General features: G+C 66.0%; 11 protein-coding genes. 9 read left to right on the forward strand and 2 right to left on the reverse strand.

The window, feature by feature from the left end; all coding sequences use genetic code 11:
- Positions 1–156: 156 nt before the first annotated feature.
- The 4 genes from gshA to ACGTN6_RS07925 all read left to right on the forward strand — a co-directional run bounded on the left by gshA (position 157) and on the right by ACGTN6_RS07925 (position 4,027).
- Positions 157–1,788 carry a glutamate--cysteine ligase gene (gene gshA / locus ACGTN6_RS07910; RefSeq protein ID WP_394590822.1) on the forward strand — a complete coding sequence of 544 codons (1,632 nt, stop codon included), beginning with the start codon at positions 157–159 and terminating at the stop codon, positions 1,786–1,788.
- Positions 1,785–2,336, forward strand: a complete 552-nt coding sequence (locus ACGTN6_RS07915) for a disulfide bond formation protein B (RefSeq protein ID WP_394590823.1) — start codon at positions 1,785–1,787, stop codon at positions 2,334–2,336. The genes gshA and ACGTN6_RS07915 overlap by 4 nt, the downstream gene beginning before the upstream one ends.
- Before the next feature lie 85 nt (positions 2,337–2,421).
- Positions 2,422–2,913 (forward strand): sigma D regulator, encoded by a 492-nt coding sequence (gene rsd / locus ACGTN6_RS07920; protein WP_394590824.1) that lies wholly within the window; start codon positions 2,422–2,424, stop codon positions 2,911–2,913.
- A 139-nt stretch (positions 2,914–3,052) separates the two neighbouring features.
- Complete coding sequence (locus tag ACGTN6_RS07925; RefSeq protein WP_394590825.1) at positions 3,053–4,027, forward strand: malate dehydrogenase; 975 nt, start codon at positions 3,053–3,055, stop codon at positions 4,025–4,027.
- Positions 4,028–4,169: 142 nt separating this feature from the next.
- Here ACGTN6_RS07925 and ACGTN6_RS07930 read toward each other — a convergent pair whose 3' ends face one another.
- Positions 4,170–4,826 carry a histidinol-phosphatase gene (locus ACGTN6_RS07930; RefSeq protein WP_394590826.1) on the reverse strand — a complete coding sequence of 219 codons (657 nt, stop codon included), beginning with the start codon at positions 4,824–4,826 and terminating at the stop codon, positions 4,170–4,172.
- 148 nt (positions 4,827–4,974) lie between these two features.
- On the opposite strand from ACGTN6_RS07930, the gene ACGTN6_RS07935 reads away from it, so the two are divergent.
- Both ACGTN6_RS07935 and ptsP read left to right on the forward strand, forming a co-directional pair.
- Positions 4,975–5,469, forward strand: a complete 495-nt coding sequence (locus ACGTN6_RS07935) for an RNA pyrophosphohydrolase (RefSeq protein ID WP_394590827.1) — start codon at positions 4,975–4,977, stop codon at positions 5,467–5,469.
- A 75-nt stretch (positions 5,470–5,544) separates the two neighbouring features.
- Positions 5,545–7,809: a phosphoenolpyruvate--protein phosphotransferase gene (ptsP, locus tag ACGTN6_RS07940; protein WP_394590838.1), complete on the forward strand. Its 2,265-nt coding sequence runs from the start codon at positions 5,545–5,547 to the stop codon at positions 7,807–7,809.
- Positions 7,810–7,857: 48 nt separating this feature from the next.
- Here ptsP and ACGTN6_RS07945 read toward each other — a convergent pair whose 3' ends face one another.
- Positions 7,858–8,637: an NRDE family protein gene (locus tag ACGTN6_RS07945; protein ID WP_394590828.1), complete on the reverse strand. Its 780-nt coding sequence runs from the start codon at positions 8,635–8,637 to the stop codon at positions 7,858–7,860.
- A gap of 108 nt (positions 8,638–8,745) precedes the next feature.
- Between ACGTN6_RS07945 and ACGTN6_RS07950 the strand changes: the two genes are divergently transcribed.
- The 3 genes from ACGTN6_RS07950 (at position 8,746) to lgt (ending at position 11,597) form a co-directional block, all read left to right on the forward strand.
- Positions 8,746–9,879 (forward strand): response regulator, encoded by a 1,134-nt coding sequence (locus ACGTN6_RS07950; RefSeq protein ID WP_394590829.1) that lies wholly within the window; start codon positions 8,746–8,748, stop codon positions 9,877–9,879.
- The gene (locus ACGTN6_RS07955) at positions 9,876–10,670 is read left to right on the forward strand and encodes a sulfite exporter TauE/SafE family protein (protein ID WP_394590830.1); all 795 of its coding nucleotides are present in this window, start codon (positions 9,876–9,878) and stop codon (positions 10,668–10,670) included. The genes ACGTN6_RS07950 and ACGTN6_RS07955 overlap by 4 nt, the downstream gene beginning before the upstream one ends.
- Positions 10,671–10,817: 147 nt before the next feature.
- Complete coding sequence (gene lgt, locus ACGTN6_RS07960) at positions 10,818–11,597, forward strand: prolipoprotein diacylglyceryl transferase (RefSeq protein WP_394590831.1); 780 nt, start codon at positions 10,818–10,820, stop codon at positions 11,595–11,597.
- Positions 11,598–11,795 lie beyond the last annotated feature (198 nt).

Here is an 11,795-nt window from a genome sequence, read left to right on the forward strand (position 1 = left end):
GAAGCTCGAAGCTCGAAGCTCGAAGCTCGAAGCTCGAAGCAATTAGCCGGCTTATCTTGAATCGCCGTTTTCCGTCGCCATAATCAGAGGTCTTGTGGGTGCCGCGGCGCCCGAACCGTCCACCGGGACGCCGGGCGTCGGCGTCCCTGACATGGGGTGACCACCTTGTCCGAAACGCTTTCCCCCCACATCGAACGCCTCGGTCGGCTGGCCGACCAGAAGCGCTTCGGTCGACTGCGCCGCGGCATCGAGAAGGAAGGGCTGCGGGTCGACGCCGCGGGACGCATCTCCCAGACCCGGCACCCTCGGGCGCTGGGCTCCAAGCTGACCCATCCGCATATCACCACTGACTACTCCGAGGCGCTGCTGGAGTACATCACGCCGGTCCACAGCCGCCCCGAAGATGCCCTCGAATTCCTCGCCGACTTGCATCGCTTCAGCTATCGGCGACTGGGTGAGGAACTGATCTGGCCGGCCAGCATGCCGGCCCGGCTGGATGGCAACGATAGCGTGCCGATCGCCGATTATGGCGAGTCCAACGTAGGGCGCATGAAGCACGTCTACCGCAAAGGGCTGGATGTGCGCTACGGGCGCATCATGCAGGCGATCGCCGGTGTGCACTACAACGTGTCGTTGCCCGATGAGCTGTTCGCCCTGCTGCGCGAGCTCGACGGCGAGGGTGAGACGGCCATGCAGGACTATCGCTCGGCCCGCTACTTCGGTCTGATCCGCAATTTCCGCCGCCACAGTTGGCTGCTGCTCTATCTGTTCGGTGCCTCGCCGGCGATCGATCGCAGCTTCCTGCCCGATGGAAGGGTACCGGAAGGGCTCGAGGCCCATGGCGACGAGACGCTGGTCTCGCCGTTCGCCACCAGCCTGCGGATGTCCGATCTGGGCTACCAGAACAAGGTGCAGTCGCAGCTCAAGATTTGCTTCAACTCGCTGTCCAACTACGTCAACACCCTGCGTCATGCGATCTCCACGCCCTGGCCGGACTACCAGGCGAGTGGCGTGCGCGAAGGCGACGACTGGTGCCAGCTCAACGCCAACATCCTGCAGATCGAGAACGAGTACTACAGCGATATCCGCCCGAAGCGGGTAGCGCGCCATGACGAGACGCCCAGCCAGGCGCTGGAGGCTCGCGGTGTCGAGTACATCGAGGTGCGTTGCCTCGACCTGAACCCCTTCGACCCGCTGGGCATCGACGCCGTGCAGAGTCGTTTCCTCGATACCTTCCTGATGTGGTGCCTGCTCACCGAGAGCCCGTGGATTTCCGACGAGGAGTGCGAGCATCTGGACGACAATCGGCGCCTGGTGGTGTCGCGGGGCCGTGATCCCGAGCTGCGCCTCGACCATCACGGGCGCAAGCGCGGCATCGCCGACTGGGGCGGCGAGATCCTCAAAGGGCTCGGTGAGGTCGCCGCGCTGCTGGATCGGCTGGAAGAGGGCTCGCCCCATGGCGATGCCCTGGCGGCGCTGGCGCCGCGGCTCGAGGATCCGACGCAGACGCCATCCGGTCAGCTGCTGGCACGGCTGATGTCCCGCAATGAGGAGTTCGTCGAAGCGGTTCTGGGACTGGCGCGGGAACAGGGCGCACGCCTGGGCGAGGAGCCCATCGAGCGCGCCCGTGCGGCGTTGTTCGACGAGCTGGTGGAAACATCCCATCAGCAGCAGGGCGACATCGAGGCTGCCGACGTCGATACCTTCGCCGATTTTCTGGCCGCCTATTTCGAACGCGCTCGGGAATCCCGGGCTTTGACACCGCTGCGTGCGGGAGGTCAGGCATGATCGAGGGACTGCGTGAGGCGGGCGTGAGGGGCTGGAGCCTGCTGGGATTGGGTGGCTGCGTGCTGATGATGGCGGTGGCCCTGGGGCTCGAGCATCTGGGCGGGCTCGAGCCTTGTCCGCTGTGTATCTTCCAGCGGGTGGCGGTGATCACTGCTGGCGTGGTGTTTGCCGTTGCGGCCCTGCATGACCCCAAGGGGCGGCTCGGAGGGGCAATCTACGCGCTGCTGTCGCTGCTCGCCGTGAGCGCCGGCATCGGCCTGGCCGGCCGCCACCTGTGGCTGCAGTCGCTGCCCGCCGACGAGGTGCCGAGCTGCGGTCCGGGCCTCGATTACATGATGGAGGTGCTGCCGCTGCAGCAGGTGGTGAGCATGGTACTCAGCGCCTCCGGGGAGTGCGCCGAGATCAGCGCGCGCTTCCTGGGGCTGTCGCTGCCGGGCTGGACGCTGATCGGCTTCGTAGTACTGGCCGTGGCGCCGCTGGGCCTGCTGTGGCGGTCCCTGCGGCGGCGTAGTGGCTACCGTTGGCCGGGGGGAATGCTGCAGGATTGACAGCGCTCTCCCCAGGGGGGACGCTGTTGCTCCAGGCCGGGCGGTTGGGTGTCCGAGGTCGGGTAAATCGAGCGAGGGGAGCACCATGCTGGAAGACTGCAAGAGCGCACAGGAACGCTGGGGGGGCGTGCATCGGCTGATCGACCGTTGGCTCGACGAGCGACGCATGCTGCTCGTCCGCTTCGACGAGCTCAAGGAGGCTTGCGACGCCGAGCTGGAGGCGGTCACCAAGCCGCGTATCGACGCCTTTAGTGAACTGCTGATGGACTACATCAGTGCCGGGCACTTCGAGATCTATCCTCAGCTCAGGGCCGAGGCCGAGGCGTTCGAGGACGACGATGCCCTGGGGCTCGCCGACCGCCTGCTGACACGCCTTGAGATGTCCACCGAACTGGTGTTGGCTTTCGACGAGGATTACGCCAGTCCGGTGCGATGTCAGCATTACCTTTCCCGCCTGCCTGCCTGGCTGGATCGGCTGGCCAAGGGGCTCACCGAGCGCTTCTCGCTCGAGGATCGTCTGATCGCGCGGCTGCATGCGGCTCATGCGCCCGAAGAGAGAGCCTCCAGCGGCGTCTGAACCGACCCTTCCGGCGGCCTAGTCGCAGGTCGAATTGAGTTTTGTGCACTGCAGGCATACCATTTCCCCGGTTTTGATCCTGGCCGGGGAGGCACCATCGCTCCGGCCGATCCTCACGGCGACAACCGAAGGAGCCACGATGAAAGACCCCGTCCGTATTGCCATTACCGGCGCCGCCGGCCAGATCAGTTACTCCCTGGCCTTCCGTATCGCCTCCGGCGACATGCTCGGCAAGGATCAGCCGGTCATCCTGCAGCTGCTCGAGATTCCGCCGGCCATGGATGCGCTCAACGGCGTGGTCATGGAGCTCAACGACTGTGCTTTCCCGCTGGTGCAGGACATCGTTGCCTCCGACGATCCCAACGTCGCCTTCAAGGATGCCGATTTCGCCCTGCTGGTCGGCGCGCGTCCGCGCGGTCCGGGCATGGAGCGCAAGGACCTGCTCGAGGCCAACGCCGCGATCTTCTCCGTCCAGGGCAAGGCGCTGAACGATCACGCCAGCCGTGACGTGCGCGTGCTGGTGGTGGGCAATCCGGCCAACACTAACGCCCTGATCGCCTCCTGCAACGCGCCGGACCTCGACGCCGGCCAGTTCACCGCGATGATGCGTCTGGACCACAACCGGGCCAAGACCCAGCTGGCCCAGAAAGCCGGCAAGCACGTCACCGACGTCGAGTCGATGATCGTGTGGGGCAACCACAGCGCGACCCAGTACCCTGACCTGGCCCACTGCAAGGTGGATGGCAAGCCGGCCCTGGAACTGGTCGAGCGTGACTGGTACGAGAACGACTTCATCCCCACTGTCCAGCAGCGCGGCGCCGCCATCATCAAGGCTCGCGGTGCGTCTTCCGCCGCCTCTGCCGCCTCTGCCGCCATCGATCACATGCGTGACTGGGCGCTCGGCAGCGACGGTATCGTCAGCATGGGCATTCCGGCCGACGGCAGCTACGGCATCGAGCCGGGCGTGATGTACTCCTACCCGGTGGTGTGCAAGGACGGCAAGTACGAGATCGTCCAGGGCCTGGAGATCGACGACTTCAGCCGTGATCGCATGACCGCCACCGAGACCGAGCTGCGTGAAGAACGCGCCGCGGTGGAGCATCTGCTCGGCTGACGCCAGCCGTAAGCTTGAAGCTTGAAGCTGCAAGAAAACCCCGCACGGCATGGCCTGTGCGGGGTTTTGTTTGTCTTTCTTCCAGGTGTGAAGCGCCGCTCTTCCAGCTTCGGGCTTACAGCTTTGAGCCGGCGTAGCCGGCTCAGTCCCGCAGGCTGATGACCCGCCAGCCGCGCGCCTCGGCGGTCTGGCGCAGGGTGTCATCGGGGTCCACCGCCACTGGGTTGTCGACCTGCTCCAGTAGCGGCAGGTCGTTGTGCGAGTCGCTGTAGAACCAGGCGCCGTGCAGAGTGTGGTCGCGGTCCGTGAGCCATGCTTCCAGGCGCGTCACCTTGCCTTCCCGGTAGCTGGGCACGCCGCTGACATGGCCGGTATAGCGGCCCTCAACCATCTCCGGCTCCACGGCGATCAGATCGTCCACGCCCAGGCGTTCGGCGATGGGGCCGGTGATGAAGCGGTTGGTAGCAGTGATGATCAGCAGGGTGTCGCCACGGGCCCGATGGCGGGCGATCAGCTCCTCGCCGCGGGGCAGGATGTGCGGCTCGATCTTGCTGGCCATGAATTGCTGATGCCAGGCCGCCAGCTGCTCGGGCGAGTTGTCGGCCAGCGGTTTGAGGGCCACCGACAGGAACTCCTTCATGTCGAGGGTGCCGGCTTCGTAGTCGGCCATGAAGCGGTCGTTGGCCTCCTTGTAGGCCACCGGATCCACGGCGCCTTGTTCGAGCAGAAACTCGCCCCAGGCATGGTCGCTGTCGATGGAGAGCAGGGTGTTGTCCAGGTCGAAGATGGCGAGGCTCACGGATTTCCTCTGGTTGTCGTTGGTATGTCGAGCCCGCGATTATGGCAGATGCGGGCGACCCCTTCGAGCGGCCCGCAAACGGCGTATTGATACGTTTCACGGCCTTGTGGAAGAATGAATCCAATACTGGATTCATAAGGTGAAGTCCGTGATCGACGCAGACGGCTTTCGCCCCAACGTTGGCATCATTCTCGCCAACGACCAGGGGCAACTGCTTTGGGCGCGTCGGGTTGGGCAGAATGCGTGGCAGTTTCCCCAGGGAGGCATCAAGGCGAACGAGACACCGCAACAGGCACTGTTTCGCGAACTCTACGAAGAGGTCGGCCTGACCGCCGATGACGTCGAGGTGCTTGCCTGTACCCGGGGCTGGTTGCGCTATCGCCTGCCGCGACGCATGGTGCGAACACACGCCCGGCCGGTGTGTATCGGCCAGAAGCAGAAGTGGTTCCTGCTCAGGATCCGCTGTGGAGAGACCCGCATCAGCATGGACGGCGGTGCGGCTAAACCGGAATTCGACGGCTGGCGCTGGGTCAGTTACTGGTATCCGCTGGGACAGGTGGTGCCCTTCAAGCGCGAGGTCTATCGACGCGCGCTGCGCGAACTGTCGCCGCGCGCCCAGCGTCTGGCTCTCGGGCATGGCTGACGCCGCGATACATGCCGGGGCCTGCCCCGGCGATACCCTCAGCGAGGCATAACGACAATGGACAGCAAGACGCCGATGCTCGAGGTGTTGCGACGCATCATCCTGGAGGTCAACGGGGCGCGCAATCTTGATGCCGCCCTGTCGACCATGGTGCGACGTATTCGCAAGGCCATGCGTACTGACGTGTGTTCCTTCTACCTCTTCGATGCCGAACTCGATCGCCTGGTGCTGATGGAAACCATCGGCCTGAGGACCCAGGCCGTGGGACACGTATCGCTGTCGGTAGGGGAGGGGCTGGTGGGCCTGGTGGCCCAGCGCGAGGAGCCCATCAACCTGGAAGACGCGCGCGCCCATCGCTACTTTCGTTACTTCGAGGCCACCGGCGAGGAGCGCTACTCCAGCTTCCTCGGCGTGCCGATCATCCATCAGCGTCGCATGCTCGGCGTGCTGGTCGTTCAGCAATCCGACAAGCGACGCTACGATGAGGCCGACGAGGCCTTCCTGGTCACCATGGCCGCCCAGCTGGCCGGCGTTCTGGCCCATGCCCTGGCCACTGGTAGCCTGACCCGGCCGTCGTTGCCCGGTGGCCAGGCCACTTTTACCGGGGTGGCGGCCTCGCCGGGCATGGCCATCGGTGAGGCTGTAGTGATCGCGCCGCCGGCCGATCTCGACAGCGTGCCGGACTTGATCCCGACCGATGAAGAATACGAGATCGCGCGCCTCAAGGAGGCCATCGGCAAGGCGCGTGACGAGATCCGTGCGGCGGGTGAGCGCCTGGCCAATCGGATCTCGGCCCAGGAGCTGGCACTGTTCGACGTCTATCAGCAGATGCTGGGCGAGGCGGCACTTTCTCAGGAGGTGGTCAAGCGTATCCGCGAAGGGCAATGGGCGCCGGGGGCGTTGGCCGACGTGGTGCGACGCCATGTGCAGTACCTGGAGCGGGTGGACGACGATTATCTCCGTGAGCGGGCGGCCGATGTGCGCGACCTGGGGCGTCGGGTGCTCGCCCATTTGCAGGAGGAGACCGCCTCGACGCCGGCCGTGTATCCGGAGAATACCGTGCTGGTCAGCGATGAGATCAGTGTGGCGATGCTCGGCGAGGTGCCTCGCGATCGCCTGGCGGGGATCGTCTCGGTGCGCGGCTCCAGTACCTCCCACGTGGCCATCGTGGCCCGAGCCATGGGCATTCCCACCGTGCTGGGCATGGTCGACCTGCCCTTGCCGCGGCTCAACGGGGCCCGGGTGGTGCTGGATGGCCACCGCGGCCGGCTGTTCGTGCGCCCGAGCCCCGACCTGGAGAGCCACTACCAGGGCTTGATCGAGGAGGAGCGAGCGCTGGCCGAGGTTCTCGAGCACGAACAGGACTTGCCCAGCCGCACCCCGGATGGCTACGACATGCCGTTGATGGTCAATACCGGGTTGGCGGTGGATGCGGTGGCTTCGCTCAAGTCTCGCATCGGCGGAGTGGGGCTGTATCGCACCGAAGTGCCGTTCATGATCACCGAGCGTTTCCCCGGAGAGCAGGAGCAGACCCGGCTGTATCGGGAGCAACTGGAGGGCTTTGCCCCGCTGCCGGTGGTGATGCGGACCCTGGATATCGGTGGCGACAAGGACCTGCCCTATTTCCCCATCGAGGAAGCCAATCCGTTCCTGGGCTGGCGGGGGATTCGCGTCACCCTGGATCATCCCGAAGTGTTGATGGTTCAGCTGCGGGCGATGCTGCGCGCATCGCAGGGGCTCGACAACCTTCAGGTCCTGCTGCCGATGATCACCAACGTCGACGAGGTCGACGACGCCCTGCGCCTGCTCGAACGGGCCATTCGCGAACTGGGGGAAGACGGCATCGAGGTGGCGCGCCCCAAGGTGGGCGTGATGCTGGAGGTGCCGGCGACGCTCTATCAGCTCGGAGCGCTGGCCGAGCGGGTGGATTTCTTCTCGGTGGGCAGCAACGACCTCACCCAGTACCTGCTGGCGGTGGATCGCAACAACCCACGCGTGGCGGATCTCTACGATGCTTGCCATCCCGCGGTGCTGTCGGCCATGGCGCGCCTGGCTAGGGAGACCAGGGCCCTGGGCGTTCCCACTTCGGTGTGCGGCGAGTTGGCCGGGGATCCGGCCGGTGCCCTGTTGCTGATGGGGATGGGGTTCGATGCCCTGTCGATGAACGCCCCCAGCTTGCCCAAGGTGCGTGCCGCCATTCGCCGCGTCAGCATGGCGGCGGCCGAGGCACTGGTCGATGAGACCCTGACCCAGCCGTCGCCGGTGGGCGTGAGGCGTCACCTGGAGGCGCGCATGAACGAGTGGCAGCTGGCCCACCTGTTGCCGCCCAAGGACACCTGATCCGTTTCAGCCCTGGTGTGCCAGGGCGACTGTCGAGGTCTCCGGTCGTCAAGCTATTGACGGCGTGCTGAGACTCAAGTGTCGGGCGCCGAGTGGGGCTCCGTGGGGCCCGAAGCGCCGCTCGCCGATGGTCAGATGGCCATCGGCCCGCCACTCCAGCCAGGTAGTGGCCCGTGTACCGTAGTCTTCCCCCAGGATGAACGCCGCCGAAAGGCGGCGTTCGAGCTCCAGCCCTATGCCCGTCGCCGGAAGGCGGTCGTCCTCGGCCTCGTGGCTATCCCCCAGTGCTGCCAGCGCGTCGTCCGGCCAGTGGCCTCGATGCAGGCCGGCGGCGAGCCCCTGGCGCGCGGCGATCAGCTTGGGCCAGGGAGTGTCCAGCTCGGCGTTGGAGAGGCCGTGCAGGCCGGCGGATACCTGCCGCAGGACGACTCGCTCGCGCCCGCGATGGAGGTACCACAGGCATTTGCCATCGCCGACCAGCAGGTTGAAGCCGGCGTAGCGCCGCGCATCGTCGTCGGCCAGTCGCGTTAGCCAATCGCTCAGATCGTCGCACTCCAGGGCCGAACGGACCAGTTCGCCGCGGCTGGGGGCGTGGTCGGGGACGCCGAGGCCCGGATCTCGGACGTTGGTCACCGCGGCGAAACGGCCGCGGCGGTGCACGCTTAGCCAGGAACCGCCGGCCTCCAGATCTCGGCCGCCGACGATGTCTGGGGCATCACTCCAGGCGGCTAGCGGAGCCGAAGGGCGGGCGTGGAATTCGTCACGATTGGCCACCAGGCGAAGCGCGAAGGGTTCGCCGGGGCGATGGTCGAAGGCAATCAGGCACATGGGGCTAGCCTAACCCGCCCATCGGGCTCGGGAAAGCCGGCGCCATGACATGGCACCTCTGGCATCGTACACTCGGAGGCTTTCAAGCGACCCGTGACAGGGATGACGATGAGTGTCGAGACCGACAAGGAGCGTGCCTGGTCGCGCTTGGTCAAGCCTATCCTGTGGCCGGCCCTGGCCATTCAGCTGGCCTTGGTGGGGCTTTGCCTGGCCGTAGGCTTGAGCGGTCGTTGGTTGGCATTCTCGCCGGTGTCCTGGAGTGGCACCATCTGGCTTATGGTCGCGCTGATGGTTGGTAGCGGCCTCAACGTCGCCGCCTTTCTGATGCTGCTGCGCCAGCGCATCCGCGCCATGGAAGCGAGAGTCGAATCGGCGCTGAGCCGTCTCGGGCAGCGCTTGAGGGCCGAGGGGGCAGACGATGCCCTTGGAGCCGGCCGCTTCCAGGATCCCGACTTGCCACTCGACCAGCGCCTCGATGCCCTGGGAGGCATGTGCGATGCCTGGGCCGCACGTTGGGCAGCCGAACTGGACACCGCCCGTGGCGCCGAACAGCGGCTGTTCGACGATCTCGAGGTTCAGCAGGAACGCCTGGTGCGTCTCGAGACCGGACGAGTGCGCGCCCAGGAGGAATCGCGCCTCAAGTCCGGCTATCTGAGCCATCTGCAGCAGATGCTCAAGCCGCTGATGGCCGCGGTGTCCGAGGTCTTGAGCAGCGACTCGTGCCGGCGTGCCGACAGTGAGAGCGGACGCACCGCCATCGAGAGACTGCAGGAAAGGCTGGCCGAGACGGCCGTGCTGCTGGAGAACCTTGGCGAGCCCGAGGCGTCGGAAACGGCTCCGGGGCGCGTGCTGGTCGTCGACGATGGCCCGGTGAACCTGATGCTGGCGCAGAAGGTGCTCGAGCGTCAGGGCCTGCAAGTCGCGACCGCTACCAGCGGCAGCGAGGCTCTCGAGCGTCTGGAGCAGACCCCCTTCGACCTGGTTTTCATGGATATCTACATGGCGGATATGGACGGCGTGGAGACCTGCCGCGCATGGCGGGCCCGGGAGATCGAACAGCCCAACCGCCCGCGGTGCGTCATGGTGGCGCTGACCGCCAATGCCGGCGATGCCGATCGTCAACGCTTCCGTGAGGCCGGCATGGACGACTACCTGGCCAAGCCGTACCGGCCCCAGGATCTGCTGGACCGGGTGCGCCACTGGCTGCCTGGACAACCCTTGGCCGGAGAGGGTGGGGCATGAGCGCGCTCTCCCTGATGGTCGGCTATCTGCTGCTGGGCAGCCTGGCCGGCACCCTGGCCGGGCTGTTCGGCATCGGCGGCGGGTTGATCATCGTGCCGGCGCTGGTGTTCGCCTTCGACCTGCAGGGGGTCGCACCGGAGGTGATCATGCACCTGGCAGTGGGGACCTCGCTGTCGACCATCGTGGTCACCGGGGCGTCTTCCGCTTGGGCGCACTATCGTCGGGGCAGCGTGCATCGTGCGTGGTTTCTGGCATTGTTGCCCGGTTTGGTGCTGGGAGCGGTTGCCGGTGTCTTCGTTGCCGGCAGCCTGTCCGGCGGCGCGCTGGGTGGGTTGTTCGGCGTCTTCCTGCTGGCAGTGGCCGTGAAGATGGCCCTGGCGCGCGGGACACGTTCCAGGCAGCTCGCTCCGGGGCGAGCGGTCATGGGGCTGGCGGGCGCGGTGATCGGTGGCGTCTCTGCGCTGTTCGGGATCGGTGGTGGCACCCTGAGCGTGCCTTGGCTGACTCGCTGTGGGGCGCCCATGACCCAGGCGGTGGGAACCTCTTCGGCCTGTGGGCTTCCTATCGCCGCTTTCGGTGCCGTCACCTTCATCGTCGTCGGCTGGGGGCAGCCCCAGCTACCTGCCGGTGCCCTGGGCTATGTCATGTGGCCCGCCTTCCTAGGTATCGTGCTGGCCAGCGTGCCTTTCGCGCGGGTCGGCGTGAAGCTGGCGCATCGCCTGCCCGCACGGCTGCTGCGTCTCTCCTTCGCCGGCCTGTTGGCGGTGGTTGGGCTCAAGTTCCTGATTTGACGCTTCAAGGAGGAAGCGTGGAGCTCGACGCTAGGCCTTGACCCCGCTGCGGCGGATGGGGAGTCTTTGGCTTCCAGCTTCCAGCTTCCAGCTTCCAGCTTCCAGCTTCCAGCTTCCAGCTTCCAGCTTCCAGCTTCCGAGGATTCCATGCTGCGCTACCCCGATATTGATCCCGTGGCCATCTCGCTCGGCCCTCTACAGGTCCACTGGTATGGCCTGATGTACGTCATCGGCTTCATTGCCGCCTGGTGGCTGGGACGCCGCCGCGCTCCCCGGATCGGCCTGAACGGCGACGACGTGGGCGACCTGATCTTCTATGCGGCGCTTGGCGTGGTGCTGGGCGGCCGTTTGGGCTACGCGCTGTTCTACGGCCTCGAGCAGTGGCTGGCCGACCCGCTGTGGATTGTCCGGATCTGGGATGGCGGCATGAGTTTCCACGGCGGCCTGATCGGGGTGCTGCTGGCGGCGTTCTACTTCGCTCGCAAGAAGCGGCTGGCCTTCTTCACGCTCACCGACTTTGTCGCGCCGCTGGTGCCGATCGGCCTGGGCGCAGGTCGGATCGGCAACTTCATCAATCACGAGCTGCCTGGGCGAGTCACCGACCTGCCCTGGGGACTGGTCTTCCCCGGCCTGGGCCCCGAGCCGCGTCATCCGTCGTCGCTCTACGAGGCGGCGCTGGAGGGTGCGGTACTGTTCGCGGTGCTGTGGTGGGTCTCGGCGACGCCGCGTCGACGTGGCATGGTGTCGGGGCTCTTCCTGGTCCTTTACGGGATCTTCCGCTTCAGCGTGGAGTTTGTGCGTCGTCCCGACCCGCAGCTTGGCTTCATTGCCTTCGACTGGCTGACCATGGGCATGCTGCTGTCGCTGCCGATGATCGTCGCCGGCGGGCTGCTGATTCTCTGGTCACGGCGGCAGCCGATCCCCTGACCCGGGCTTCGCCCGGGAGCTTGAAGCTGGAAGAGCGCCGCTTCGCGGCTGGAAGCTTGAAGAAAACCCGGCCGGGCTTCGCCCGGAGCTTGAAGTCATAAGCTTGAAGCTGGAAGAAAACCCTTGACCCGATGATGGCGGGGTTCATGCTGTCTTCCAGCTTCCAGCTTCCAGCTTCCAGCTTCCAGCTTCCAGCTT

The organism is Halomonas sp. B23F22_20 (genome assembly GCF_043496985.1).
In the GTDB taxonomy this organism is placed as follows: domain Bacteria; phylum Pseudomonadota; class Gammaproteobacteria; order Pseudomonadales; family Halomonadaceae; genus Halomonas.